The organism is Pseudomonas sp. NPDC079367, from assembly GCF_044542195.1.
Classification (GTDB): Bacteria; Pseudomonadota; Gammaproteobacteria; order Pseudomonadales; family Pseudomonadaceae; genus Aquipseudomonas.
In genome coordinates this window covers 1-26,784 of sequence record NZ_JBITTW010000049.1, presented here as the reverse complement: position 1 = coordinate 26,784, position 26,784 = coordinate 1, and the positions used below count along the sequence as shown (strand labels likewise).

At 58.0% G+C, this 26,784-nt stretch carries 23 protein-coding genes and 3 pseudogenes; 13 read left to right on the top strand and 13 right to left on the bottom strand.

Features of this window, described 5'->3' with window-relative positions:
* The first annotated feature begins 45 nt into the window (after positions 1–45).
* Together recJ and ACIGDJ_RS25570 are read left to right on the top strand one after the other, a co-directional pair.
* A complete protein-coding gene (recJ, locus tag ACIGDJ_RS25575; protein WP_101159369.1) occupies positions 46–1,755 on the top strand; it encodes a single-stranded-DNA-specific exonuclease RecJ in 1,710 nt (569 codons plus the stop codon).
* Between the two features lie 256 nt (positions 1,756–2,011).
* Positions 2,012–3,118 (top strand): NADH:flavin oxidoreductase/NADH oxidase, encoded by a 1,107-nt coding sequence (locus ACIGDJ_RS25570; RefSeq protein ID WP_101159370.1) that lies wholly within the window; start codon positions 2,012–2,014, stop codon positions 3,116–3,118.
* A gap of 177 nt (positions 3,119–3,295) precedes the next feature.
* Here ACIGDJ_RS25570 and ACIGDJ_RS25565 read toward each other — a convergent pair whose 3' ends face one another.
* Positions 3,296–4,924: a glucan biosynthesis protein D gene (locus ACIGDJ_RS25565; RefSeq protein ID WP_397479369.1), complete on the bottom strand. Its 1,629-nt coding sequence runs from the start codon at positions 4,922–4,924 to the stop codon at positions 3,296–3,298.
* 403 nt (positions 4,925–5,327) lie between these two features.
* Here ACIGDJ_RS25565 and ACIGDJ_RS25560 point away from each other — a divergent pair, with 403 nt between their 5' ends.
* Both ACIGDJ_RS25560 and ACIGDJ_RS25555 read left to right on the top strand, forming a co-directional pair.
* Positions 5,328–5,513 (top strand): hypothetical protein, encoded by a 186-nt coding sequence (locus ACIGDJ_RS25560; RefSeq protein ID WP_101159372.1) that lies wholly within the window; start codon positions 5,328–5,330, stop codon positions 5,511–5,513.
* 176 nt (positions 5,514–5,689) lie between these two features.
* On the top strand, positions 5,690–6,421 hold the full coding sequence (locus ACIGDJ_RS25555; protein ID WP_397479370.1) for a tellurite resistance TerB family protein: 732 nt from the start codon (positions 5,690–5,692) through the stop codon (positions 6,419–6,421).
* A 294-nt stretch (positions 6,422–6,715) separates the two neighbouring features.
* Here ACIGDJ_RS25555 and ACIGDJ_RS25550 read toward each other — a convergent pair whose 3' ends face one another.
* From ACIGDJ_RS25550 to ACIGDJ_RS25495, 12 genes and pseudogenes are all read right to left on the bottom strand, one after another.
* Positions 6,716–7,252, bottom strand: a complete 537-nt coding sequence (locus ACIGDJ_RS25550) for a hypothetical protein (protein ID WP_397479371.1) — start codon at positions 7,250–7,252, stop codon at positions 6,716–6,718.
* Between the two features lie 352 nt (positions 7,253–7,604).
* Complete coding sequence (locus ACIGDJ_RS25545; protein ID WP_397479372.1) at positions 7,605–8,081, bottom strand: hypothetical protein; 477 nt, start codon at positions 8,079–8,081, stop codon at positions 7,605–7,607.
* 489 nt (positions 8,082–8,570) lie between these two features.
* The gene (locus ACIGDJ_RS25540; protein ID WP_397479373.1) at positions 8,571–8,747 is read right to left on the bottom strand and encodes an RHS domain-containing protein; all 177 of its coding nucleotides are present in this window, start codon (positions 8,745–8,747) and stop codon (positions 8,571–8,573) included.
* A 69-nt stretch (positions 8,748–8,816) separates the two neighbouring features.
* Positions 8,817–8,879, bottom strand: a pseudogene (locus ACIGDJ_RS25535) (hypothetical protein); the annotation flags it as partial.
* Positions 8,863–9,075, bottom strand: coding sequence for a hypothetical protein (locus tag ACIGDJ_RS25530; protein WP_397479374.1), 213 nt, complete (start codon positions 9,073–9,075; stop codon positions 8,863–8,865). The gene ACIGDJ_RS25530 and the pseudogene ACIGDJ_RS25535, both read right to left, overlap by 17 nt.
* 135 nt (positions 9,076–9,210) lie before the next feature.
* On the bottom strand, positions 9,211–9,447 hold the full coding sequence (locus ACIGDJ_RS25525; protein WP_397504647.1) for a hypothetical protein: 237 nt from the start codon (positions 9,445–9,447) through the stop codon (positions 9,211–9,213).
* 63 nt (positions 9,448–9,510) lie between these two features.
* Positions 9,511–9,567 carry a hypothetical protein gene (locus ACIGDJ_RS25520; protein WP_397479393.1) on the bottom strand — a complete coding sequence of 19 codons (57 nt, stop codon included), beginning with the start codon at positions 9,565–9,567 and terminating at the stop codon, positions 9,511–9,513.
* Positions 9,568–9,745: 178 nt separating this feature from the next.
* On the bottom strand, positions 9,746–10,714 hold the full coding sequence (locus ACIGDJ_RS25515) for a sel1 repeat family protein (RefSeq protein ID WP_312995492.1): 969 nt from the start codon (positions 10,712–10,714) through the stop codon (positions 9,746–9,748).
* On the bottom strand, positions 10,707–13,715 hold the full coding sequence (locus ACIGDJ_RS25510) for a hypothetical protein (protein WP_397479375.1): 3,009 nt from the start codon (positions 13,713–13,715) through the stop codon (positions 10,707–10,709). The genes ACIGDJ_RS25515 and ACIGDJ_RS25510 overlap by 8 nt, the downstream gene beginning before the upstream one ends.
* Position 13,716: 1 nt before the next feature.
* Positions 13,717–14,550 (bottom strand): DUF4123 domain-containing protein, encoded by an 834-nt coding sequence (locus ACIGDJ_RS25505; RefSeq protein ID WP_101159024.1) that lies wholly within the window; start codon positions 14,548–14,550, stop codon positions 13,717–13,719.
* Entirely contained in the window at positions 14,535–16,613 is a 2,079-nt protein-coding gene (gene tssI / locus ACIGDJ_RS25500) for a type VI secretion system tip protein TssI/VgrG (RefSeq protein WP_397479376.1), read from the bottom strand. The genes ACIGDJ_RS25505 and tssI overlap by 16 nt, the downstream gene beginning before the upstream one ends.
* Positions 16,614–16,745: 132 nt before the next feature.
* Positions 16,746–17,261, bottom strand: coding sequence for an Hcp family type VI secretion system effector (locus ACIGDJ_RS25495; protein ID WP_397504645.1), 516 nt, complete (start codon positions 17,259–17,261; stop codon positions 16,746–16,748).
* 439 nt (positions 17,262–17,700) lie between these two features.
* Here ACIGDJ_RS25495 and ACIGDJ_RS25490 point away from each other — a divergent pair, with 439 nt between their 5' ends.
* The 9 genes and pseudogenes from ACIGDJ_RS25490 to ACIGDJ_RS25450 all read left to right on the top strand — a co-directional run.
* On the top strand, positions 17,701–19,323 hold the full coding sequence (locus ACIGDJ_RS25490; RefSeq protein ID WP_101157779.1) for a methyl-accepting chemotaxis protein: 1,623 nt from the start codon (positions 17,701–17,703) through the stop codon (positions 19,321–19,323).
* Positions 19,323–19,859: a chemotaxis protein CheW gene (locus ACIGDJ_RS25485; protein WP_101157781.1), complete on the top strand. Its 537-nt coding sequence runs from the start codon at positions 19,323–19,325 to the stop codon at positions 19,857–19,859. Before ACIGDJ_RS25490 ends, ACIGDJ_RS25485 begins: the two co-directional genes overlap by 1 nt.
* Positions 19,856–21,127, top strand: a complete 1,272-nt coding sequence (locus ACIGDJ_RS25480; RefSeq protein WP_397479378.1) for a CheR family methyltransferase — start codon at positions 19,856–19,858, stop codon at positions 21,125–21,127. The genes ACIGDJ_RS25485 and ACIGDJ_RS25480 overlap by 4 nt, the downstream gene beginning before the upstream one ends.
* Entirely contained in the window at positions 21,124–21,807 is a 684-nt protein-coding gene (locus tag ACIGDJ_RS25475; protein ID WP_397479379.1) for a chemotaxis protein CheW, read from the top strand. The genes ACIGDJ_RS25480 and ACIGDJ_RS25475 overlap by 4 nt, the downstream gene beginning before the upstream one ends.
* Positions 21,804–24,074 (top strand): hybrid sensor histidine kinase/response regulator, encoded by a 2,271-nt coding sequence (locus tag ACIGDJ_RS25470; protein ID WP_397479380.1) that lies wholly within the window; start codon positions 21,804–21,806, stop codon positions 24,072–24,074. Before ACIGDJ_RS25475 ends, ACIGDJ_RS25470 begins: the two co-directional genes overlap by 4 nt.
* Positions 24,071–25,081, top strand: coding sequence for a chemotaxis response regulator protein-glutamate methylesterase (locus ACIGDJ_RS25465; RefSeq protein WP_397479381.1), 1,011 nt, complete (start codon positions 24,071–24,073; stop codon positions 25,079–25,081). Before ACIGDJ_RS25470 ends, ACIGDJ_RS25465 begins: the two co-directional genes overlap by 4 nt.
* 48 nt (positions 25,082–25,129) lie before the next feature.
* On the top strand, positions 25,130–26,131 hold the full coding sequence (locus tag ACIGDJ_RS25460) for a PleD family two-component system response regulator (protein ID WP_101157791.1): 1,002 nt from the start codon (positions 25,130–25,132) through the stop codon (positions 26,129–26,131).
* 202 nt (positions 26,132–26,333) lie between these two features.
* Positions 26,334–26,691, top strand: a pseudogene (locus ACIGDJ_RS25455) (PCRF domain-containing protein); the annotation flags it as partial.
* Positions 26,675–26,784, top strand: a pseudogene (locus ACIGDJ_RS25450) (transcriptional regulator HexR); the annotation flags it as partial. The pseudogenes ACIGDJ_RS25455 and ACIGDJ_RS25450, both read left to right, overlap by 17 nt.

The window sequence follows — 26,784 nt, the reverse complement described above, 5'->3', positions numbered from 1 at the left end:
ACCGCTGATATTTCCCACGAATCAAAGAGAAGCCTCCGTCGCCCCATGCGTATCGAACCTCGTCAACTGCCTGCAACGCTGCCTTTCCTCGGTGATCTGCCGCCCCTGCTGACCCGCCTGTATGCGGCGCGGGGCGTGCTGTCGGAGGCGGAGCTGGACAAGAGTCTGGCGCGCTTGATTCCGTTCCAGCAGCTCAAAGGCATCGACGCGGCGGTAGCCCTGCTGGTGACGGCACTGGAGCAACGCCAGCGCATTCTCATTGTTGGCGACTTCGACGCAGACGGCGCCACTGCCAGCACCGTGGGTGTCCTCGGCCTGCGCCTGCTGGGCGCGGCGCACGTCGATTATCTGGTGCCGAACCGTTTCGAATACGGCTATGGCCTGACGCCGGAAATCGTCGAAGTCGCGCTGACCCGCGAACCGCAACTATTGATCACCGTCGACAATGGTATTTCCAGTGTCGAAGGCGTCGCGGCGGCCAAGCGCGCCGGACTGAAAGTATTGATCACCGACCACCACTTGCCCGGCGACGAACTGCCGCAAGCCGATGCGCTGGTCAACCCGAACCAGCCGGGCTGCGAATTTCCGAGCAAGGCGCTGGCCGGCGTCGGGGTGATCTTCTACGTACTGATGGCGTTACGCGCGCGTCTGCGCAGCCTCGGCTGGTACGAGAGCAAGCCGCAACCGAACATCGGCGAACTGCTTGATCTGGTGGCCCTGGGCAGCGTCGCCGATGTGGTGCCGCTGGACGCCAACAACCGCATTCTGGTGCATCAGGGGCTCGAGCGAATTCGTGCCGGCCGGGCGCGACCGGGGATCAAAGCGATACTGGAAGTGGCCAAGCGTGACGCGGCGCGGATCACTTCCACCGACCTGGGCTTCATCGTCGGCCCGCGCCTGAATGCTGCCGGGCGTCTGGACGACATGAGCCTGGGCATCGAATGCCTGCTCACCGCCGATGCCAATCGGGCCCGGGAAATGGCCGCGCAACTGGACGGCATGAACCAGGATCGCAAATCCATCGAGCAGGGCATGCAGCGTGAAGCACTGGCGCAGCTCAAGGACTTGCCGGTGGAGTCGATGCCGTTTGGTCTGTGCCTGTTCGATCCGGAGTGGCACCAGGGTGTGATCGGCATCCTTGCCTCGCGCATGAAAGAGCGCTATTTCCGCCCGACCATTGCGTTCGCCGATGCCGGTGATGGCTTGCTCAAGGGCTCCGGTCGCTCGGTGCAGGGCTTCCATATCCGCGATGCGCTGAGCGTGGTCGCGGCGCAGCATCCGAACCTGATCGCCAAGTACGGTGGCCACGCGATGGCGGCCGGACTGACCTTGCCGCAGGAGAATTTTGCGCTGTTCGCCGAGGCATTCGACGCTGAGGTGCGTAGGCAACTTCGCGAAGAAGACCTCACCGGGCGCATGTTGTCGGACGGCACGCTCGCCGTCGAAGAGTTTCACCTGGAACTGGCCCGCGCCTTGCGCCATGCCGGGCCTTGGGGGCAACACTTCCCGGAGCCGCTGTTTCACGGTGTGTTTCAATTGGTCGAGCAGCGCGTGGTCGGCGAGCGGCATCTGAAAGTGGTACTCAAAAGCGAATGCGGTTCGGTGAAGCTCGATGGCATCGCGTTTGGCATTGATCGCGATGTGTGGCCGAACCCGACGATCCAGTGGGTTGAACTGGCTTACAAGCTCGACGTTAACGAGTTTCGCGGCAACGAGACTGTGCAGTTGATGATTGCCCACATCGAACCGCGCTGAAGATCAAAAGGTCGCAGCCTTCGGCCGCTCCTGCAGGGAATCGCATTTTCTATGCTGGAGCTGCCCGAAGGCTGCGATCTTTTCTGGAACCCCTCGAGATCCCCCATTGTCGACTAGGCTCTAAGCACTGCTTGATTGGCCTTGTGACGTCTTGTCGAATTTTGCCCGCGGGGGCGGGTGTTGCACCCTTTTTCTGTCACTCGTCGACTTTTCAAACAGAACCCTGGAGCCTGCCCACTGATTCGAGAGGTGCCCCATGAGTCTGCTGCTTGAACCTTTTACCCTTCGCCAACTGACCTTGCCCAACCGCATCGCCGTGTCGCCGATGTGCCAGTACTCCAGCGTCGACGGCCTGGCCAACGACTGGCATCTGGTGCACTTGGGCAGCCGCGCGGTGGGTGGTGCCGGTCTGGTGTTTACCGAAGCCACGGCGGTTACCGCTGACGGGCGCATCACTGCCGAAGACCTCGGTTTGTGGAACGACGAACAGATCGCGCCGCTGCAACGCATCACCCGTTTCATCACCGCTCAAGGCGCGGTCGCCGGTATTCAACTGGCTCACGCCGGGCGTAAGGCCAGCACCCATCGGCCGTGGATCGGCAAGCATGGCAGCGTCAAACCGGAAGATGGCGGCTGGACCCCGGTCGGGCCATCACCGATTGCCTTCGACCCGCAGCACACGCAACCGAAGCAGCTGGATGAAGGGCAGATCGCCGAAGTGATTCAGGCCTTCGTCGATGCGGCCAAACGTGCGCTGACGGCGGGTTTCAGCGTGGTTGAGGTGCATGCCGCGCACGGCTATCTGCTGCATCAGTTTCTTTCGCCGCTGAGCAATCAACGCCGCGATCAATATGGTGGCTCGTTCGAGAATCGTATCCGTCTGGTGCTGCAAGTCACTGAAGCGGTGAGGGCGGTGTGGCCCGAGCAATTGCCTGTATTCGTTCGCGTCTCGGCGACCGATTGGGTGGAAGATGGCTGGAATCCGGATGAGACCGTCGAGCTTGCGCGTCGCCTTCATACGCTGGGCGCCGATCTTATTGACGTGTCTTCAGGAGGGACCGCTGCAAACGCGGAAATCCCGGTTGGGCCCGGTTATCAGACGCGCTTCGCCGAACGTGTACGCAAAGAGTCAGGCATTGCCACCGGCACCGTCGGAATGATTACCGAGCCTGCGCAGGCCGAACACATTTTGCGCACTTGCCAGGCCGATATCATCTTCCTCGCTCGCGAACTGCTGCGTGATCCGTACTGGCCGCTGCATGCCGACGATGATCTGGGCGGGCGCAAAGCGGTGTGGCCGGCGCAGTATCAGCGGGCGACGCATCGGGATCAGCCGATTCATGAATCGGATATGCGGGATTGACTGAAGGCTGGAAAGCAAAAGCCCCGAGCCAGTGATGGTCGGGGCTTTTGTGTGCTCGAGAGTTTTGTATTGCCTGAGCAGGCCTGTTCGCGAGCACGCCCGCTCCCCACAGCATACAAATTCCAATTGTGGGAGCGAGCCTGCTCGCGAATGGCGCCTGAGCTGGGCTTCAAGTCCTCAAGGGTACTTACGCTTGTCCGGCGCCGGCGGGAAATACTGGTACAACCAGGTCTCGCTCAATGTGCGGTCATTGGTGCGAATGAACAGGCGCAGCTCCACCGGCTCGACGCTGTCATTGGTCGGGTACCAGTCGAACAGGATCCGGTAACCCTTGATGTCATCCAGTACCAGCACACTGAAGTCCTGCACCTTGCCGTTGGAACAAGTGATCACCGGTTCGATCCCGGTGCCCTGCGGCAAGCGCTCCAGACCGCCACCGGTGAAGTCCACGGCAAAACGGCGCGCCCACACTTTCGGGTAATGCTCGCCGGGTGCCCAGCCTTCGGTGAACCCACCCATGCCGGAGCGGGTCGCATGCACCCGGGCCAACGGCGTACCCACTGGCGGTAAGGCGCTCCAGTACAGCTTGTAACCGTAATTCAGCGAATCACCTGCCGCGACGGTTTTTTTTGGCGTCCAGAAGGCAACGATGTTATCCAGCGTCTCGCCGGTCGTAGGAATTTCCAGCAGATCGATCGAGCCTTCGCCCCAAGCGGTTGTTGGTTCTACCCACAGGCTCGGGCGCTTGCTGTACCAGTCGACAGTGTCCTGATAGTTGGCAAATTCGTGATCGGTCTGCACCAAGCCAAAACCCTTCGGATCGGTGTCGGCAAATGCGTTGAATTGCAGCGTCGCCGGGTTGTTCAACGGACGGCAGATCCATTCGCCATTGCCGCGCCACATGGCCAGGCGATCGGAGTCATGAATCTGCGGATGAATGGTGTCGCACATGCGCCGTTCGTGAGTGCCACAGCTGAACATACTGGTCATCGGTGAAATGCCCAACTGTTCGATGGCGGTACGCGCATTGATGTGCGCATCGATTTCCATGACGACACGTTCGGCCTGGCAATCGATATCGAAGCGATAGGCGCCAGTAGCGCTCGGCGAGTCGAGCAGGGCATAAACCACAAACCGCGTGGCGTTCTTGTCCGGCGTCTCGAACCAGAATTGGGTGAAGTCGGGAAACTCCTCGCGCTTCTTCGCGTAGGTGTCGATGGCCAGGCCGCGCGCGGAGAGGCCATATTGGCCAGTGGCGTCGACCGCACGGAAATAGCTGGCGCCGAGAAACGACACCACGTCATGCCGATCCAGCTCCGGCGCCTTGAACAACTTGAAGCCGGCAAAACCCAGGTCGCCCTTGAGCTGCTGGGTGTCGACCGAAGTGTTTTCATAATTGAACAGCGCCGGGCGGAAATGTACTTCGCGCGCCATGCGTGTCTTGGGATCAACGCTGTACATGCGCACCGGCTGACGGAAACCCATGCCGACGTGGAAGAACTGTACGTCCAGCTGGCCTTTGTTTTCTTTCCATAGGGAGTGTTCGCCGTCGTAGCGGATCGCGTTGAAATTCTGCGGCGTCATGGTCGCCAGAGTTGGTGGCAACACCTGTTTCGTATCCTGATAGGCACTGCCGGCGAGCTGCTTGGCCTGACGCTTCAACGACTCGAAATCGAAGGCCTGGGCCTCACCATCAGCGGCGCCACCATTGGCAGCCCAAGCGCGAGCCGCTAGCAGGCCAGACGCGGAAAGACCGGTATAGGCCGCAATGGCCATGGACGCTTTGAGCAAATTCCTGCGGTGCATAAATACAACCTGTCGTGTGCAATCCAGCGCCGTTCCTGGCACCTGTCGGATCGGAAATTACGGTTCGGTCATGCCTTCGGCCAAACGCAACGGACTATAAACAGATGCCCGCTAGCTTAATCGGTTCGATTGTCGGGCAAAAAGGCTTGTTTGCATCGTGTCATCTGGCAATGAAACAAGACATGTCTGTAACTTTTCTGACAGGACTCTCTGATTTAGAGGGCATATCTGCTTTTGTCGATTAATTACTCTAAAAACCACTTTTCAACGCCGATTTAATTCCTATGCTATGGACAAGACCGGATACAAGCCTTCGTGCCGGCGGGGCACACGACGCTGCTCGAAGAGGCAGGGCGATGTGAGGTTCAGCAGTTTCTTGACTCAACAGAGAAGGACATCGTCCATGGCAAAAATACAGAGCATCACCGAAATCCTGGGCATCTTCCCTTGCTTGGGCGGCGGACGCAGAAGACGCCGTCTCAATTCCGACGAGTTGAAACTGGTGGAACGTTATCGAGAGCTGTCGGAAAGCGACCGGATCGCCATGCGCTATCTGGTGGATGCGATGCGCAGTGTTTCGCGATTCTAATAGAGGAGGGGAAAGGGGCAGGCCGAAAAGCCTGCGCCTTTTCATTGCGTAACGTGCGAACCGGGCTCTTGCGAGCAGCGAGCAACATCTGGAAGCACACTGGGAAGTCGGGACCGGGCACTTTCGAACTAGGCTGAGGGCCTTAGATCCGGATAACCCTTGTTTGGAGACGGAACATGAACACCCGTGGATTGCTCGATCAACTGCTCAAGTCCGGGCAGGAAATGCTGCAGAACAAGGCCGGCGGCGGTTCCAGCAAGTCGGCTGCCGGCGGACTCGGTGGTCTGCTCGGTGGCTCGCCTGGCTCCAGCGGCCTCGGGGGATTGCTCTCCGGCGCGGGCGGCGGCGCATTGGCCGCAGGCGCGATGGGCCTGCTGCTAGGCAATAAAAAGGTCCGCAAAGTCGGCGGTAAAGTGGCGATCTATGGCGGCCTGGCCGCACTGGGCGTGCTGGCGTACAAAGCCTACGGCAACTACAACGCGCAGAAAGGCAGCGCACCACAACGCGAACCGCAAACCCTCGACCGCCTGCCTCCAGCGCAGGTCGAGGAGCATAGCCAGGCGATCCTCAAAGCTTTGGTCGCCGCCGCCAAAGCCGATGGCCACATCGACGAGCGCGAGCGCGAACTGATCGAAGGTGAATTCACCAAAATCGACAGCGACCAGGAACTGCAACACTGGCTCCACGCCGAACTCAACAAACCCCTCGACCCCACCGACGTCGCCCGCGCGGCGAGCACGCCTGAAATGGCGGCGGAGATGTACATCGCCAGTGTGATGCTGGTGGATGAGGAGAATTTTATGGAGAAAAGCTATCTGGATGAGCTGGCGCGGCAGTTGAAGCTGGAGCCGGGGTTGAAGGTGGAGTTGGAGAGGCAGGTGCGGTTGGCGGGGGCGGATAGCGTGTAATCGAAGTGGCGATCGCCCGGCATCAGCAGGCGGTTGCACTTTTACGTTAGCTAAATTTTCTGCGTTTCAGTCATTCTCGTAACGGCGTTGAATCGATCTTTGTCCCGATGGCGGACAGTGCGCATGCCGCTGGCTCTGTACATACTTTTGGTACTGACCGCGTAATAGAGTTGGCGAATAGATCACTAGTAATCGGTGATTAGCTCGCTGATGTCGTCGCCAAATCCGTTTTGTTCAACAGTCGACCGTTGAGGTCTGAGTTGGCGGCTCTGCCGTCGGGAAAGTTTCCTTCTGCTAGCAATATTTGTATAGGGATGTGTCGCCCGTAATTATTGTTGTATCTTTCTCTGTCCATACGCTGTTGATGTTGTTGATGACCAGTTGTAGGTTGGTTGGGTGTTGAAAAAAATGATAGAAGAGTTCGAAGTATAATTCTTCGATCAAACTTGCTGTTAGGTTTGGACGGGTATTCAGAAGTTCGTTGGAAATCGGGTAATCAACTGTCGCAAGCTCCGGGATGTCCACGTCGTCTTGCTCGGAATCGTCAATCCCGCATTCCGAAATAAACGTGTTTGCAATAATTTCAAACTCTCTTGGAAAGTCGCCGGGCTTGATTTGCAGTATGTAGGGCTGAGTTTTGACCGTAACCTTCTCTTCGAATCCCAAGCTTCTATAAGATACGGTATTTGGATTGACTGCGTTGCCCGAGTAATTAAATATCATGGTTTTTATTTCGCTGTTATCGGTTTGTTTGTCGAGGTTTTTTACCCTAAAGAAAACTCTCCTTGCACTATAACTACGGGTCTGAGGCCTTTTCCACATTAATTGCATCGGCAGCGACTGTGAACGCGCACTGCTTTAGCGTAGTGGGTTGCTCTAACAAATTTTGCAATTAATGAAATTTTAAAAGCACCATTTTTGCTAAATTCTGGATACCATCCGATGTCTATTCTTTGTTCGTTTGGGAATACTGCCTGTAAAGATCCTCTTTCAGGTTGTCTGAGATGAGTGCGATGTCGTAATCGATTAGGTTGGATAGTTAGTCGAAAATTACTTTTCCGCTGAGATGTATGATATTTCGAAGTTTCATTAGGGCGCTTTTAATTGCGAGAGTAGGAAAAGGAGTTTAATTTATATTCGGCTTGTAAAAACAAATCTGACCCCTTTGCTTTCGATAGGAGGTTTAAAAGTAAAAGAACATTCCTGTATTGTATTTCATTGCAATTTCGTTTAGGTGTGTGAGCTTTCTTAACGTATCGGAGTTTGTAGTGATTAAATGTTTTTGAAATATCTTGAGGGTTGATTCCAGTTCGGCGCGACCTTGTATTTTATCGTCTTCATAGACGTCGATAAGTTTGCTAAGTGTTTTGTTGATTTCCTCAATCACCCCCGTTTTTGACAGCTCTGAGAATTCCTCTTCTGAGAGGAATAGTTCTTCTAGGTCGCTAGGTAAGCATTCATTTAAATCCAGGCGATGCATTGCATCTTCGGATAAAGGTACTGAAATTGTTTTCATTTTTGTTGTCCTTGTTGAAGTGGTTAACTTCGTTATATTTGCTTTGGGTTCTTCCGGCTTGCTTTCCGTTTGGAAGCGTTTTGTTACTAGGAGCAATTCCTTCTCATAAATTCTGAAATAGTTTCCGTTCATGTCTTCAATCACTTCTATCCGTTCTGAGGGTTTTTGTATATTCTTTAACCTTTGTCCGTGGTGCTAATGATCGGTTTGCTTCCGGCGAATCTTTCAACGGCATTGTTTAAGTTTGCTTTAGACCAATTCGCAGAATATAGAGCCGCTCGGGCAGTTCCCTCTGTTTGGGGCGCTTTTTGGTCGCCTTCATCGACTTTTGGTTTTGTAGCGGAATTATCAGCACCGATGCCAAGCGTACAGTTTCACCTCCAGGACATCTATTCAACCCTTAAGGATCCACCCACCACGTAGGGTTAGGCACGTACTTGGGGCTGCTCAGCGCACCCGCAAGCTTGATCGGATCGGGCGTCAAGAACCGTCCAGTCCCCGGTTGAAGTAGTGGTGACGGTTGTAATGTAACCCCGTCTCGGCGTCGAAATACTGCCCTTGAAAACGCAGCGGGTCATCGATTTCGCTGACGTCCAGCGCTGCAAAATTGTCGCAGGCGCGGTATTTCGCGGACTACATGATTTCTCTGCTGTAGTCGGTGAGTTCCTGCGGCGTGCCGAGGTGGTCGAGTTGGTAGTAGAACGGGGCCACTTTTAGCGGGCCTTCACCGTCGAGCATTGCCAACGGGCGGAAGCTGCCCGGTTCATAGATGTAGCTGCGATAACGATTTTCTGCGCTTTCGGCGATCAATCGTTCGCCTTGCCAGAGAAATTCAGTGGTATGGCCGTCGACGGTTTTCTCGATGCGGCGGCCAAAGGCGTCGTATTGTAGCTTGCGGTGCTGCCACCCGTCAGGCTGACGCCGATCAGGCGGTGCGGGCAGTCGTAATTGTATTCAATGAAGAGCTTTGGCCGGTGCCACGGCGGTCGCGGACCAAATTTCCGTACGCGTCGTAGTCGTAGTGGCGGTCGCCCTGCATGAGCAGGCGATTGCCTTTGACGTTGGCGAGGTTGGCCGCAGGCAGGTCATTTTGTCCGAGGAGGTTGCCTGCCGGGTCGTGAGCGAAGCTCTCTGACATAGCGCCGCGTACGTTGATCTGGCGATCCAGTGGATCGTAGTGATAGCTGCGGTTGCCTTTCCGGCTGTCGTCAATGCCAGCGAGGTTACCGTTGGCGTAGTAGTTATACCGGCGCTGAAACAGGTGTTTGTCCCGTTAGCTGACGCTGTGTGCATGCAAGCGGCCCTGTTCAGCGTATTGGTATTTGCTTAGCAGCGAACCTTGCTGGCGCTCTTGTTCGCGACCAGCGCTGAATTGGGGGCTGGTCAGGCGGGAGCCGTTGAGGTCGATGCTGCTGAGTTGCCCACAAGGCTGATGGCGGTAATCGAGTTTGCTGCCTTCAGGCAAACGGCAGTGCTTGAGCTGGCCAGCGCTGTCGCATTCGTAGCGCAGAGTGCCCCAGCCTCGATGTTCCTCGATCAGTCGATCTTGCAGATCGTATTTACAGGCGAGCGGTCAATGGCCGTCGTTGACGTTAACGAGGCGATCAAGCGCGTCGTAGCTATAGTGAATCTCCTCACCATCGGGTAGCGTTTATACAATCAAGCGGCTTGCGGCATCACGCCGGTATTCGGTGACCAGTTCACTACCGTCGTCACCGAACTCGGTTTTCTTCAGCAGTTGGCCGTTGAGGTCGTACTGCCCCTGAATGTAATTGAGCGAGTTTGGTTTGTTAAGAATATTTGGTCGTCTAATATCCGTATATTGGGTCAAAATAAGATAGGGGAGGGTGATTTCTTTTCCAGTCTTCCGAGAACTCAATCCCTTTTGTGATTTCTATAGAATTCATTCTTTTAGCCAGCTCCGGGAGCAGTCGCTTTGCGTCTTCTGGTGCTGGTCCTGCCTCCAGTTTTGAAAGTAAAAGCGTCAAACCGTATGCTTTAATCAGATTTTCCGGATAACCAAGTTCATTGGATGGATCGGAGATCTTGTATGCGTAGGTGCCAACTGCATCTATGTGGCTGTGTTCCGCTGATTTTTTCACCCAGTGTGCTATCTCTTCTTTACTACCATTATGATCGTATAAGTAATTCGCATAAAGGAACATGCCTCGCGGGTTGCCGCCTTCCGATGATGCTTTAAACCATTTGATAATTGCTTTTTCTTTACTACCTGGAATCAAGAACCACCCGGCACCGCTTTTGTATGCGCTAGCCAGCAGTTGTTGTGCGTAGCTGTCACCTGCTGCGGCCGCTTTCTCAAGCCATGGCAGGCCTTGACCGGCCGTATACAGGACTGTCATTGCCTCTGTGTCGCCTTTGGTTGCTCGTTCTTGAGCCGTTATTAGTAAACGCTCTCGCCAGTCGACTCCATTTTTATCTGTACAAGTTCCCATATTTCCGCACAAGTCATTTTTATTACTCAGACGGAGCATTGCATATAAAAAGCCTTGCTCAGCTGAAGCCTCATACCATTTTTTGGCGTCTGGAGTGATATAGCGCTGACTGAGTCTGATTGCTTCGCCCAAAAAATATTGTGCGTCACGATCCCCTGCCTCTGCAGCAATGTTGAGAAAGGGCTGGGAGGCGTACCAGTCGCTCTGCTGGAAAATAGCGATACCCGTGTCTTTTGCATTTTTTTGTGTTGGTGTTAGTTCGGCGCTTACCGTGCCGCACAATGCAAAGTAGGCAAAAAATAAACAAATGTAATGCTTAATCAATGTTTGGCCCTTTATAGGTGCTTTTGATCTTCTGAATAGGTGCGAATGCTGGACCTTTGTATTCTGTGTGATAACCGCAATGGTCGTTTAATCGAGCGCCCATAGTCGAAACTAATGCCCTGTACCGGTTCCTCATATCGTTAGTGCCAACTTGCAATGACAAAACACGCTCGGCCATGAAGGTGTCCAATTTAAGCTTGTTTTGGCAGTAAACGGATCCTGCCTGACTTGGCCGCGCTCCGTCTCTGTTCATGCGGATAATCGATTCCTCAAACTGTAGGGAAGCATTAGCCTTGCTTGAAATCCAGGTTAAACACTTCTCTATTGCTCGCTGTTGTAGGAGATGTGTCTGTTCTTCGTCAAAAACTTCCGCTTGCTCATCTTGTTCGGGGGTGAAAGCTTTTGGAGGAGCGCATAATGTTAAAAGGAGAGGCCCTAAAGCCTCTGGCTGGAGATTAAAAACCCAGTCCCGTATAGCTTTCTGGTTCTTATCTCTAATTAATGTATAAGCTATCAACCCCCCACGCCCCCCCTCAGTCAGCGCCTCAAATATTCCTTTAACAATGGCATACCCACGCACATAGGCGAACGCCACATCGATACCAGTGGCGCCGAGGAAGCTCAGTTTTTGCAGGTAGTCCATGGCTTCGCCATCGACCCACTCAAGATCCTTGTATTGGTTCGCGGCCATTTCCTGTCGCACCAGTTCCGTCAGGGCCACGATGCTGTCGTAGCCGACTTCAAAGGTCAAATAACCTTTTACGCCTGCGCCCCAGACCAGGGCCCCCTTGATCGACAGCAATAGATGGCCGTTTTGCATCCGCAGCTGCATATCACCGGAGTAGCCGGCGCCGAGGGCTACGGCCATTTCCACTTCGAGTTTGGCCAGTGGACGCCACTGGTTGGCGGAGATGCGGTTGGGCACCGGTGCAGGAGGGAGGACGCTTGGGGGAGGGCACCAGAACAGTTTGCCGGTTACCTTGCACCCGGCCTGGGCACCGGCAAAGACTTCAAACTTTGCCAGATCGCCGGATTTTTCGGCCATGTCAACGCCGACCAGGCTGGTGTAGCCAGTTTTTTGATCAAGGGTCAAATCGCGCGACAGTATGAGACTTGCGCCGGCGAAGCCCCAAGCCTTGGCTTCAAGATCCAATGACAGTTTGCCGAAGTTGACGCTACGTACGCTGCCGTCGTGTGCCTTGTATTTCGCTATCCAGGGATCGGCCTTTGCCCGTTTAGGGAACTCGACTTTGAGCAAGCTGACTTCCCCGCGCCACGCTGTTACATCCAGTGCAACTTCCAAGTTGGCAATCTGAGGGGAACCACTTTTCAGAGTGGGGCCTTCCATTTTGACTTCCGACAGCAGGTTGGCGCTTTCCGGGAGTAAGCATCGAACCAGTTGGGCCTGGGGGCTGTTGTCGAACAGCATGAGATTGCGCAGCTGTTTATCTTCGAAAACCATGGCTTTCAGGTTTTCGCCCCAGCTTTGGCGTTTGGCTTCGGCTTTCAGGCTTTCGACTTTGTAGCCTTTGGCTTCCAGCGCCGCGAAGAACTTATCAGGCACAAACAGTCCATGTTCATCGAACCATGGTCCCTTTTCATCGAATTGGAGCGCGCCTTCCTGTTCCAGCCAATCGCTGAATACCCGGTCGTCGTCGGCCTCTTTGGCAATCGATTTCGGCAGACTGGTCGCCAGTTCCTTGAGCTGTCCTTGGAATGCGTTACCACTGATTTGTGCCAGGTGTTTCAGGCTGATGTGGTTGAGGATCGTCGTTGACGAGGCGCTACTGAGTTCGCGCAGAGGTATGTTGGTTTTGGCCAGACGTTCGATCGGCTTTGGCTTATAGCTTTCCGCTTCCCACAGGAACAGGCGGGATGGCTTGAGCTCACGTATACGCGCCTCTGCAGTGAGCTGGATTCGCTCTGCCTCGTTATTCAAGTCGTACCACTGCTTTTGCAAACTGACGAACAGGACGCCGGGCGGTGCGGACTTGCCGCCAGTCGCCGACACCCATTGAGAGTAACGATCCTCGATTTTTTTTTCGAGTTCATCGCGTTTGTTGGTCAGCTCGATAAACGCCTGAAAATCCTCGCTGCCGGTGTATTGGTCGTCAGGGCTGAGCGCGAACTCGGGAACTGCAATCCCGCATTCGGCAACTTCTACGATAGCGTTTATGTACGTTGACATCAGGTCTTTCAACGCCAGGATGTTGAGCTGAACACCCCTTAGCTTTTTTTCGTCGATCTCGCCGGTTTCGATCAGCTTTTTGTGAAGAGCCTTGTACTCTTTCAAGTGCTCCCAGGCCGAAGCGATCTTGCCAGTGCCAGGATCAAACATTTTGTAGCCGTGGGCTTTCGCCTTGTCGCGCTCTTCAATGTATTTGTCAATTGCGTCACGCGCCTTCAAGGCACGCGGGGTATAAAAAACTCCGTTTTCCCGTTTGTACCCCAGTGTCTTTGCTTTTGCATCGGAGACTTTTTCCAGCGTTTGCATGTTCTGCTGATTTGTCTCGATGCGTTTTCCGGCGTGGAACATCTCACGTTCGGCATGCATTACCGCGTCGCTATCACCTTTGGCTTTTGCCGCTTCCCAATCCTTGCGGCACTGTGCTTTTTTCGCAGTGTCTTCGGGGATTGCCGCTTTCGACGCCATATAACTGGTGTGTTGCTCACCTTCAAGAAAAGCTTCCGGACCCGGAGTGAGGAAGTAGTCCATCAAACCTGCATCCGCGATGTTGCTCATGCGCGTGGCTTTATCAGTGTCGACGGTTTTCTGTTTGAGTAGGCTGACGCTTTCCTTGAGTTTCTCGGACGTGCGCTTGGGCAACAGCCAGAAACGGCGCTGACCGGTGACGTAGATGATGTCGTCATAGCTGCTGCTGCAGCCTGGCTTCTTGTCTTTGCAGAACGTTTCCGCGTCGGCAGTCTTTTTTGGCGGATCGGCCGGAATGACAACAGGTGGTTGTTCTGGCGCGGGTGTTTGTTCGGACGTACCTGTCATCTCAGACTTCCAGTCGTTGTACTTTCTCGAATGCCGGCATGTCGCTGCTCAGCACGTTCATGACGTCAGTGCGGGCCTGTAACGGACCTTGGTTTAGATTCGGCAGCAGGCGCTCAAGATGACGTCCTTCTTCAATGCCGTGATCCACCAGCAGTTGCAAATTATCGGCCACGCCAGACAGCTGCGAATCCGATAAGCCCGCAGCGGACTCGGCGTTCCGCAGCCGAATCCAGTACCACCAGCGGATTTCATCGAACGCTATCAGTGTGTTGCTCTTTAGTTGCAACGGATATTTTTGTTCGACGCTAGAGGTATCAACTTTTTCTGTTTGTTCCCAAAGGCGCCATTGTTGATCGTCTCTGTGGGCGGGCGGGGTGAAGACGCTGTCCCAAGGGCCAAACAGAGGTTGGACGGGTACCGTCAGCGCTAGCGCGCTCCAGAATGCCGGGTCGTAGTAACGCGCCAGCGAGTCACCATGAGTCGGGTCGTTCATGCGCAGGAGGCGACGAGCATGCAAGAGCGCGGTCTCCGGTTTTTCACGTGAGGTGAGCAGAATGCCGGCGCGGTTGTCGTGGCATAGCTCAAGGGCTTGGGCGGCGGCAGGACTTCCCGGTGTCAGTTGTAGCCAGATCGGACTGACATCATTCATTTCGGCAAACGGCGTGTCCTGAAACAACTTTTCAACACCATTCAACCCGGCCTGTTGGAAAAGCTTTTCCAGAGCCCGAGGCTGGCGAACGCTGTCTACGATGCCATACAGGGTGCGGTTTGCGGTGGTGCCCGATGGCGTCGTGGCCACGGGTTTTTCCAAAAAGTGACTTAACCATTCAGACATGGGCAAACCTCCCGCGAGCAAGCGCCATTAGCTTGTTTTCCACAGATCGGAACAAGGGGCAGGCCTTGAATGCTTTTTCGTACGAACGGGTTTGCCATAGGTGGCACTGTTACCTGCCCCGCCTTATCAGCATCAGCCTGTTTTAAAGGCCCCGGCATCAACGGCGCAGCACCAGTCCCACTGCCCGGACTACCACCGGAGTTCATATTGATCACCGGCCCGCTCATGGTCACGCCGCCAGCATCAATCTTGATGAAGCTGCCGCCGCCGACCAGGGTCAGCTCGGCGCCGGCCTCCATGACCACTTTCATGCCGCTGCTCAGGTGGATTTCCTGACCGGCGTCGATGAACTGGCCGGTGCCGATCTTGATGTGCTGGTTGACGCCCACGGTGAGGTGGTCGTTGGCGCGGGTTTCGACTTTGCGGTCGGCGTAGACGGTGTGGTGTTCTTCGGCCTTGAATTCGCTGTAGCTGTTTTGCTCGACGGTGTCGTGGCGTTCGTTGCCGACGCGGATTTTCTGGTCGTGCTCGATGTTCTCGTCCCAGTCGCGCTGGGCGTGGAGGAAGATCTGCTCCTGACCTTTCTTGTCTTCGATGCGCAGTTCGTTGTAACCGCCGCCGCCCATGGAACTCAGGGTCTTGAAGGTGCTGCGGGTCTTGTTCGCCGGCAGTGGATAGGGGACGGTATTTTCCTTGTGGTACAGGCAGCCGCTGATCAGCGGTTGATCGGGGTCGCCTTCAAGGAAGGTGACCAGCACTTCCATGCCGATGCGCGGGATGGCGATGCCGCCGTACTGGGCGCCGGCCCAGGCGCTGGAGACGCGCAGCCAGCAACTGGTCTTGTCGTCGGCCTGACCTTCGCGGTCCCAATGGAACTGGACTTTGACCCGGCCGTACTCGTCGCAGTGGATTTCTTCGCCTTTCGGGCCGGTGACCACGGCGCTCTGGCTGCCGAGGATGCGCGGTTTCGGGTGGCGCAGCGGTGGGCGATTGGGTACGTCCCACGGCGTGGCCTGGAAGCGATTGCGATAGCCCTGATGGAAATCGTCTTTCAGCGCGGTGGTGTCACTGGTCACCGATTCTTCGAGCACTTGCGGCTGCTTGCCTTCGTGCAGGACTTCGGTGAGCAGCCACAGGTCGTTCCACTTGGCTTTCGGGTGTTCGGTCAGGGCGAGGAAATGGCCGCTGACCAGCAGTGGCTGATCACTCTTGCCTTCGGCCAATTGGAAGTCGCTGCGATGGCGTTCGAGGGCGCGTTTGGCCAGGTGCTTGCCGCGCTCGCGGTCGATGAAGCGACCCGGGTAATCGTAGTCTTCGAGGTCTGGCAGGGCGTCGCCACGGTTTTCGCTTTCCAGGGTCAGGCGCGGTTTTTCGAAGTCGTAGTCGCGACGGGTGGTGCGGCTGGTGCGGGTTTCCAGGCGCAGGTCGAAACGCTTGATCACCGGGTTGCTGGCGACCATGCCGGAGTCTTGCTGATAGGGCACAGGCGCGAGTTTCGGGAACACCGTCTGGTCATCGCCAAACACCAACTTGTGCGCGTTGGCGCTGTGCTGGAAGTGGAAGTGAATGCCTTCTTCCTCGCACAGACGTTGGATGAAGTGCAGGTCCGACTCGTCGTATTGCACGCAGTAGATGCGTTCGGGATAGATCGAGCCGGTCTTGAATTCGTAGGCGTTGCCTTGAATGCCATGCTCTTCCAGCACCATGCCGATGATCTTCGGCACGCTGAGGTTCTGGAAGATGCGCTGGTTGATGCGGTGCGCCAGATACGCCAGTTGTGGGCGCAGCGTCACAGAATAACGGGTCAGACGCTTGCCGGAATCGCCTTGCGCGGCGCGGTAGATCTGGCCATGGATGCCGCCGCCGTCAGGCGACAGCTGCAAAAAGGCCGGTTTGTGCAGCAGGGTTTCGAGGTCCAGCGACGGCTGCTCACTGACCAGCTCCACCTCGAAGACAAAAGGCTGGCTGATGGCTTCCCGGCCGGTCAGGGTAAACACCTGAAAATCAGCGGAAAGCCCTTCGATGGTCAGGGCAAAGTGGGTTTCATTGGCCGGCGCGAACATCCCTTGTTCCTCGTGCTGTACAGCGGCGCTCGTCGACGCCCGCAAAAGCGGCTCAACGTACGCGAAATTCTGGAGGGGCGTAAACAACATCGACCAGCAGAGCTGGCCGATGCTTGTAACGGTCAGCCGTAATTAAACGACTGGAGCACGCCAGTCATCGGAACCCGAAGTACCGGATACTTCGTGGGTCCAGGTGATTTTGCGGTAGGTGAACTGCACTTCTACCAGGTGGGTGAAGTGCGCGTTGCCTGGATCCTGGCAGATGTGCATTTTGTTGTTGATGGCGACGATGATCGCGTCTTCCAGTTTGGTGGTGTAGTAGTGCTCTTGGGTGCCTTGGGCCGAAGTGCGGTACCACTGGATAACGATTTCGCTCATGCGCTCGCCGGAAGTCAGTGCTGCTTGCAGCAGTGGCGAAGCCTTGTCGTAGACCTTGGTGATCACAACTGGCTTGTGAACGCGCTGACCGGTTGGCTGACCGGATTGCGGGTCACGCGGGATGATCACGTCGTGGGTGAAAGCCTGAACCATGACCTGGTCTTCGTGGCCTTCCTGATAGGTGTTGCCAACGGAGTCGGCGGTGAAAGCGCCGGCAGTGATCAGGCCTTGTTTTTCGCCGGTAACCGACATGTACGCTGGTGTTGCCATGGGGTGCTCTCCTTGCGGATAAAGTTAGGGTGCCCGGAGGCGAAATCGCCCGGTGGGTGGCTGAGGGATATCAAGGAGCGTGCCAGGTTTTGCGCGGTGCCCGGATGGCGGGGGCGCCACGCTGGTTGGTGATCATTCGCGGCGATTTTCACCGCGATAACTGGGAGAAAGTGCGCAAGAAGTTGCGCAGTACTGCGCAACTTCTTGCGCACTTGGCTGCAGGGCTTGCACCGCTTGGGCTACAGGGCAATTTATCTCTGAAATATTACGCCCTACTGCGCAACTTCTTGCGCAGTAGGGGATTTGCCGGGACCGCGGTGTTGCCTTCGCGAGCAGGCTCGCTCCCACAAGGACAATGGTGCCAGCGAAAGCGTCTTATAAATGAAACACCGCGCTCGGCTATACTCCCCGCATTTCGATCAGGCACCGAGGAATCACTGTGAAGAACTGGACGTTGCGCCAACGAATTTTGGCGAGCTTTGCGGTGATTATCGCGATCATGCTGTTGATGGTGGTGCTGTCCTACTCACGGCTGCTGAAGATCGAGGCCAGTGAGAACAGCGTGCGTGACGATGCCATTCCAGGCGTCTATTACAGCTCGATGATTCGTGGCGCATGGGTCGACAGTTATTTGCAGACCCAGGAGCTGCTCGGCCTCAAGGAAGGCCAGGGAATTTCCAATGAAGATGCGGCGGACTACAAGGCGTTCGAAGCGCGTCTGCAGGAACAGATGGCCAACTATCGCAAGACCATGGCCACCGATGAGGACCGATCCGAATTCGCCTTGTTCGAGAAGTATCACGACACCTACATCCAGATTCAGGATGCTGTCCTGGACTTGCACTCGCGCAATCTGGAAGCCGATGCAATCAAGCTCTTTAACGAAAAGCTGACCCCAGCCTGGTACACCGGGCGCATGAAACTCAACGACATCATTGGCGAGAACAAAGTCGTCGCCGATAACGCAATGGCCAACATCGACGACGCGGTGGCAACGGCCAAAGTCAGCATGGTCATTTCCTTGCTGGTTGCGGTGCTGGCCGCCGGCCTCTGCGGTCTGCTGTTGATGCGCGCGATCATGGCGCCGATGAACCGCATCGTGACCATCCTCGACATCATGCGCACCGGTGATCTGAGCTCGCGCCTGAACCTTGATCGCAAGGACGAGTTCGGCGCGGTCGAAACCGGCTTCAACGACATGATGACCGAACTGACGTCGCTGGTGTCCCAGGCCCAGCGCTCTTCGGTGCAGGTGACCACTTCGGTGACCGAGATCGCCGCCACTTCCAAGCAGCAACAGGCCACCGCCACCGAAACCGCAGCGACCACCACCGAAATCGGCGCCACCTCCCGCGAGATCGCGGCGACCTCGCGGGATCTGGTGCGCACCATGACCGAAGTCTCCACCGCTGCCGATCAGGCTTCGGTGCTCGCCGGCTCCGGCCAGCAAGGCCTGGCGCGCATGGAAGACACCATGCATTCGGTCATGGGCGCGGCGGATCTGGTCAACGCCAAACTGGCGATCCTCAACGAGAAGGCCGGCAATATCAATCAGGTGGTGGTGACCATCGTCAAGGTCGCCGACCAGACCAACCTGCTGTCGCTCAACGCGGCGATCGAAGCCGAGAAGGCGGGCGAGTACGGTCGCGGTTTTGCGGTGGTCGCCACCGAAGTCCGACGTCTGGCCGATCAGACTGCCGTGGCCACGTACGACATCGAGCAAATGGTTCGCGAGATCCAGTCGGCGGTGTCGGCCGGGGTGATGGGCATGGACAAGTTTTCCGAAGAAGTACGTCGGGGCATGTCCGAAGTGCAGCAGGTCGGCGAGCAGCTGTCGCAGATCATCCATCAGGTGCAGGCATTGGCGCCGCGCGTGTTGATGGTCAACGAAGGCATGCAGGCCCAGGCCACCGGCGCCGAGCAGATCAACCATGCGCTGGTGCAGTTGGGCGATGCCAGCAGCCAGACCGTCGAATCGCTGCGTCAGGCCAGTTTCGCCATTGATGAGCTGAGCCAGGTGGCCGTCGGCCTGCGCAGCGGCGTTTCGCGATTCAAAGTCTGATGAGCGAAATCGTCGCCAAGCGTAGCGCCGCGCCAGTTGCGAAGCAGGCGCTGTTCCTGCTGTTTCGCATCGGCAGCGAACGCTACGCCCTGCGCGCCACTGAAGTGGCGGAAGTGCTGCCGCGCCTGCCGCTGAAGCCGATTGCCCGGGCGCCGCAGTGGGTGGCCGGGGTGTTCGCCTATCGCGGTGCGGTGGTGCCGGTGATTGATCTCAGCGCGCTGACTTTTGGCCAGCCCGCGAAGGAGCGCACCAGCACGCGGCTGGTGTTGGTCAATTATCAGCCGGAGCAATCGCAACCAGCGCAATGGCTCGGGCTGATACTCGAGCAGGCCACCGACACGCTGCGCTGTCATCCGGACGATTTCCAGCCCTACGGCCTCGACAACCGCGAGGCGCCGTACCTCGGCCCGGTGCGCGAAGATGCGCAGGGATTGCTGCAATGGGTGCGGGTCAAAGACTTGCTCGATGATGCCGTGCGCAGTTTGTTGTTCCCCGATCCGCCGCGTGATCCGGCGCAGTCAGAGGCGCAGCCATGAGTGGTGATCAGCGCTTTTTCGATTTCCTCAAGGAACGCATCGGCCTCGATGTCGCTTCGGTGGGCGCGGCGATCATCGAGCGTGCCGTGCGCCAGCGCACCACGCTGTCCCAGGCCGCCCACGCCGACGAATATTGGCAGCTGTTGCAAGGCTCGCGGGACGAACAGCAAGCACTGATCGAAGCGGTGATCGTTCCGGAAACGTGGTTTTTCCGTTACCCGGAATCCTTTGCCACCTTGGGCAAACTGGCCCGTCAGCGTCTCGCCGAGCTCAACAACATGCGCGCGTTGCGCATCCTCAGCCTGCCGTGCTCGACCGGTGAAGAACCCTATTCGATCGCCATGGCCCTGCTTGATGCCGGGATCAAGCCGCATCAGTTCAAGGTCGATGGCATGGACATCAGCCCGCTATCGGTGGACAAGGCGCGCCGCGCTGTTTACGGCAAGAACTCGTTTCGCGGGCAGGACCTGCAGTTTCGCGAGCGCCATTTCCTGCCTGAGCAGGACGGCCACCGGGTCAGCGAATATGTTCGCGAACAAGTGCGCTGGCAGGTCGGCAATGTCCTCGATCCGACACTGTTGGCGAGCGAGCCTGCCTTCGATTTCGTGTTCTGCCGCAACCTGCTGATCTACTTCGACCAGCCGACGCAGAAGCAGGTGTTCGAAGTGCTCAAGCGTCTGACCCATGTCGACGGCGTGCTGTTTATCGGCCCGGCGGAGGGCAGTCTGCTCGGGCGTTTGGGCATGCGTTCGATCGGCGTCCCGCAGTCGTTCGCTTTCAGCCGTCACAGCGAGCCGCACCCCGAACCACTGCCGACGCCCAAACCGGTCTCCGTGCCGGTCAGCCAACCATTGCGCAGCGCGCCGCCAGCGCCAGTGCGCAATCGGCCGTTCGCTGCCGTGACGGCTTTGCCGGTGACGAAAAAAACTGCCAACCCCGACGCCGCGACGCTGCTGGCGCAAATTGCTGCACTGGCCAACGAAGGCAAAAGCGCCGAGGCCCGTGCCGCGTGCGAGCATTATCTGCGCAGCCATGAACCGGTGGCGCAGGTGTTCTATTGGCTGGGCCTGCTCAGCGATGTCGCCGGCCTGAGCCTCGAAGCCCAGGGTTTCTATCGCAAGGCCTTGTACCTTGAGCCGCAACACCCCGAAGCGCTGATGCACCTGGCCGCGTTGCTGCAGGCCCAGGGCGACACGGCGGGTGCCCGACGATTGCAGGAGCGCGCCGCCCGCAGCGGGCGCACCGCCGACAGTGAGCGTAAACGATGAGCGCGTCCGACACCTTGAACGTTACCCACGAAGACGCCCGGGCCATCGATGATTGCTGGAACCGTATCGGCATTCATGGCGACAAGACCTGCCCGCTGCTGGACGAGCACATCCATTGCCGCAACTGTTCGGTGTATTCCGCCGCCGCCACGCGCCTGCTCGACCGCTATTCGCTGCAGCAGGACCAGCGCGAAGCGGTGGCCGGCAAGGTCGAAATCGATGTCAAAACCCGCTCGCTGTTGATGTTTCGCCTCGGCGAGGAATGGCTCGGACTGGCGACGCGCAGTCTCGTCGAAGTGGCGCCACTGCAGGCGATTCACTCGTTGCCGCATCAGCGCTCGCGCGCCCTGCTCGGGGTAGCCAATGTCCGTGGTGCGCTGGTCGCGTGTCTGTCGCTGGTGGAGTTGCTCGACCTCGACGGCAGCGCTGCGCCGGTCAACGGCGGGCGAATCATGCCGCGCATGCTGATCATTGCCGCCCATGGCGGGCCGGTGGTGGTGCCGGTGGATGAGGTTGACGGCATTCATGCGATCGACGAACGCATCCTCGACGCGGCGTCGCAGTCCGCTGCGCAGGCCAGTGCCAAGTACACTCGAGGCGTTCTGCAATATCGCGGTCGCAGCCTGCGCTGGCTGGATGAAGAACAGCTGTTGTCCGCCGTGACCCGGAGCCTGACATGACCCCCGAGCAAATGCGCGACGCCTCACTGCTCGAACTGTTCAGCCTCGAAGCCGAAGCCCAGACTCAAGTCCTCAGCGCCGGGCTGCTGGCGCTGGAGCGCAATCCGACCCAGGCCGATCAACTGGAGTCGTGCATGCGCGCGGCGCATTCGCTCAAAGGCGCGGCGCGCATCGTTGGTATCGACAGTGGCGTCAGCGTCGCCCACGTTATGGAAGATTGCCTGGTCAGCGCGCAGGAAGGGCGTTTGTTGCTGCGCCCCGAGCACATCGACGCGTTGCTGCAGGGCACCGACCTGCTGATGCGCATCGCCACGCCGACCAATGCGCCGCAACCTGCGGACATTGACGCCTACGTGGCGCTGATGGGGCGTTTGCTCGATCCCTCGACCCCAGCCGCTGTGGTTGCCGCGCCGCCAATGGCCGAGTTGCAGATCGAGCCAGCGCCAGTAGCGTCAATACCGATCATGGACGAGCCCGCCGAGCCGCCCCCGCGCAAAAACAAACGCACCACCGAAGGCGGCGAACGCGTCTTGCGCGTCACCGCCGAACGCCTGAACAGCCTGCTCGATCTGTCGAGCAAATCGCTGGTGGAAACCCAGCGTCTCAAGCCGCATCTGGCGACCATGCAGCGCCTCAAGCGCATGCAGAACAACGGTCTGCGCGCGCTGGAAAACCTCAATGTGCACCTGAAGGAACATGCTCTGAGTCTGGAAGCACTCGAGTCGCTGGAGGATGCGCGGCGCTTGCTCGCCGAGTCGCAGCAACTGCTCAGCGAGAAAAACGCTGAACTCGACGAATTCGCCTGGCAGGCCAGCCAGCGCGCACAAGTGCTTTACGACACTGCGCTGGCCTGCCGCATGCGCCCGTTCGCCGATGTGTTGAGCGGGCAGGCGCGCATGGTTCGCGACCTCGGCCGCAGCCTCGGCAAACAAGTGCGCCTGGAGATCGAAGGCGAGAAAACCCAGGTCGATCGCGACGTGCTGGAGAAGCTCGAAGCGCCGCTGACTCACCTGCTGCGCAACGCCGTTGATCACGGCATCGAAACCCCGGAACAACGCCTGCTCAAGGGTAAGTCCGAAGAAGGCCTGATCCGCCTGCGCGCCTCCCATCAGGCCGGTCTGCTGGTGCTGGAGTTGAGCGATGACGGCAATGGCGTCGATCTGGAAAAAGTCCGCCGCAGCATCGTCGAACGCCAGTTATCCCCAGCCGAAACCGCAGCGCAATTGAGCGAAGAGGAGTTGCTGACGTTCCTGTTTCTGCCGGGATTCAGCCTGCGCGACAAAGTCACCGAAGTGTCCGGCCGTGGCGTCGGCCTCGATGCGGTTCAGCACATGGTTCGGCAACTACGCGGGGCCGTGGTGCTCGAACAGGCGCCGGGCGAAGGCAGTCGTTTTCATCTGGAAGTGCCGCTGACCTTGTCGGTAGTGCGCAGTCTGGTGGTGGAAGTCGGCGAGGAGGCTTACGCATTCCCGTTAGCGCATATCGAACGTATGTGCGATCTGGCCCCCGAAGACATTGTGCAGGTCGAAGGGCGTCAGCATTTCTGGCACGAAGGCCAGCATGTTGGCCTGGTGGCGGCCAGCCAGTTGCTCAACCGCCCGGCCAGTCAGAACGATGGCGATACCCTCAAAGTCGTGGTTATCCGCGAGCGTGAAGCAATTTATGGGGTGGCGGTCGAGCGCTTCGTCGGCGAGCGCACGCTGGTGGTGTTGCCGCTGGATGAGCGTCTGGGCAAGGTTCAGGACATTTCCGCCGGGGCCTTGCTCGATGATGGCTCGGTGGTGCTGATCGTCGATGTCGAAGACATGCTGCGTTCGGTGGACAAGTTGCTCAATACCGGGCGTCTGGAACGCATTGCCCGCCACGGTAACCAGGCCGCCGAAGCAGCGCGCAAACGGGTGTTGGTGGTCGACGATTCGCTGACGGTGCGCGAGCTGCAGCGCAAACTGCTACTCAATCGCGGCTACGACGTCGCGGTAGCGGTGGACGGCATGGACGGCTGGAACGCGCTGCGTTCGGAGAACTTCGACCTGCTGATCACGGACATCGACATGCCGCGCATGGACGGCATCGAGCTGGTCACCCTGTTGCGCCGCGACAACCGCCTGCAATCGCTGCCGGTGATGGTGGTGTCGTACAAGGATCGCGAAGAAGACCGCCGCCGTGGACTGGACGCCGGCGCCGACTATTATCTAGCCAAAGCCAGTTTTCATGACGACGCCCTGCTCGATGCAGTGGTCGAGCTCATTGGGGGAGCGCGGGCATGAGGATCGCAATCGTCAACGACATGCCCCTGGCGGTGGAGGCGCTGCGCCGAGCGCTGGCCTTCGAGCCGGCGCATCAGGTGATCTGGGTCGCCAGCAACGGCGCCGAGGCGGTGCAACGCTGCGCCGAATACACTCCGGACCTGATTCTGATGGATCTGATCATGCCGATCATGGACGGCGTCGAAGCCACGCGGCGGATCATGGCCGAGACGCCGTGCGCCATTGTCATCGTCACCGTCGACCGTCAGCAGAACGTGCATCGTGTGTTCGAGGCCATGGGCCACGGCGCGCTGGATGTGGTCGACACCCCGGCGATCGGCGCTGGCAATGCTCAGGAAGCCGCCGCGCCGTTGCTGCGCAAGATCCTCAACATCGGCTGGCTGATCGGCGACAAGGCGCCGCGTGCGCGCCCGACGCCGAGTTCGCCGCGCAGTTCGCCGTCACGGCAGCGGCTGGTGGCGATCGGTTCGTCCGCCGGCGGGCCGGCGGCGTTGGAAATGTTGCTCAAAGACCTGCCGAGGGATTTTCCTGCGGCGATCGTGCTGGTGCAGCATGTCGACCAGGTATTCGCCGCAGGCATGGCCGAATGGCTGGCCAGCGCCAGCGGTCTCGATGTGCGTCTGGCCCGCGAAGGCGAGCCGCCGCAGAGCGGCGCGGTATTGCTGGCCGGCACCAATCACCATATTCGCCTGCTCAAGAACGGCACGCTGGCCTACACCGCCGAACCGGTCAACGAGATCTATCGCCCCTCGATCGACGTGTTTTTCGAGAGCGTTGCCAGTTACTGGAACGGTGACGCGGTCGGGGTTTTATTGACCGGGATGGGGCGCGATGGCGCGCAAGGGCTTAAGCTCATGCGCCAACAGGGTTATTTGACCATCGCCCAGGATCAGCACAGCAGTGCGGTGTACGGCATGCCCAAGGCTGCCGCGGCGATCGATGCTGCGGTGGAAATCCGCCCGCTGGAAAAGATAGCGCCACGATTGCTGGAGATTTTCCCCAAATGAACAGGTTGATCCGCAATCCAGGCCCCCGCAGTACTCAGGTGACCGCCCATGAATGATTTACAGATCGACGACATTAAAACCGACGAGAACGCCGCCATGGTGTTGTTGGTGGATGATCAGGCGATGATCGGCGAAGCGGTGCGCCGTGGGCTGTCGAATCAGGAGAACATCGACTTCCACTTCTGCTCCGACCCGCAGCAGGCCATCGCCCAGGCGGTGCGGATCAAGCCGACGGTAATCCTTCAGGATCTGGTGATGCCCGGCCTCGATGGCCTGAGCCTGGTGCGCGAATACCGCAATCATCCGGCGACCAGGGACATCCCGATCATCGTTCTGTCGACCAAGGAAGACCCGCTGATCAAGAGCGCGGCGTTCTCCGCTGGCGCCAACGATTATCTGGTGAAGCTGCCGGACACCATCGAACTGGTCGCGCGCATCCGCTATCACTCGCGCTCCTACATGACCTTGCTGCAGCGCGACGCGGCGTATCGGGCGTTGCGGGTCAGCCAGCAGCAATTGCTCGACACCAATCTGGTGCTGCAACGGTTGATGAACTCCGATGGCCTGACCGGGCTGTCCAACCGTCGCCACTTCGACGAATACCTGGAACTGGAGTGGCGCCGTTCGCTGCGCGATCAGACGCAGCTGTCGTTGCTCATGATCGACGTGGATTACTTCAAATCGTACAACGACAGTTTCGGCCACGTCGAAGGCGACGAAGCCTTGCGCAAGGTTGCCGCAGCCATCCGTGATGCCAGTGCACGACCGTCGGATCTGCCGGCGCGTTACGGCGGCGAGGAGTTTGTGCTCGTCCTGCCGAACACCTCGCCGGGCGGTGCGCGGCTGTTGGCCGAGAAGCTGCGCCAGACTGTCGCGGCGCTGAAGATCCCACATAACACGCCGACCGAAGGCTCCAGTCTGACCATCAGCATTGGTCTGGCGACCATGGTGCCGCAGTCCGGAAGCGATTGCCGGCTGCTGATTTCGGCGGCGGATCGCGGGTTGTATCTGGCCAAGAACAACGGGCGTAATCAGGTCGGGATTGAATAGGCCCGCGATCCTGGTAGGAGCTGCCGAAGGCTGCGATCTTTTGATCTTGAAAGCAAAATCAAAAGATCGCAGCCTTCGGCAGCTCCTACAGTGAGAATGCGTCAAGTGAATCACCCCCACACCCGCCAGACGGGCTGCCGCAGCAGCCTGTTTACGTTATACTCGCCGGCTTTCAAAAGTTCGCCAACGAGTGCTGCCCGTCATGGAAATCAACCCGATCCTGAACACCATCAAGGACCTGTCCGAGCGCTCCGAAACTATTCGGGGGTATCTTTGACTACGATCAAAAGCATGAGCGTCTGACCGAGGTCAATCGCGAGCTTGAAGATCCGAGTGTCTGGAACAAACCTGAATACGCCCAGGAGCTGGGCCGCGAGCGTGCCGCGCTGGCGCAGATCGTCGACACCCTCGACGAACTGAACGGCGGTCTGGCCGATTGCCGCGACCTGCTGGAAATGGCCGTCGAAGAGAACGACGAAGGCGCAGTGGGCGATGTCGTCGCCGAGCTGGCCCGTCTCGAGGAAAATCTGGCCAAGCTGGAATTCCGCCGCATGTTCAGCACTGGATGCGCAGCACAAGTTCTTCCGCTTCAACCTCGCGGTGACTGCGCATGCCGATGTGCTGATGCAGCGGATGATTGCTTCGGTGGCGCA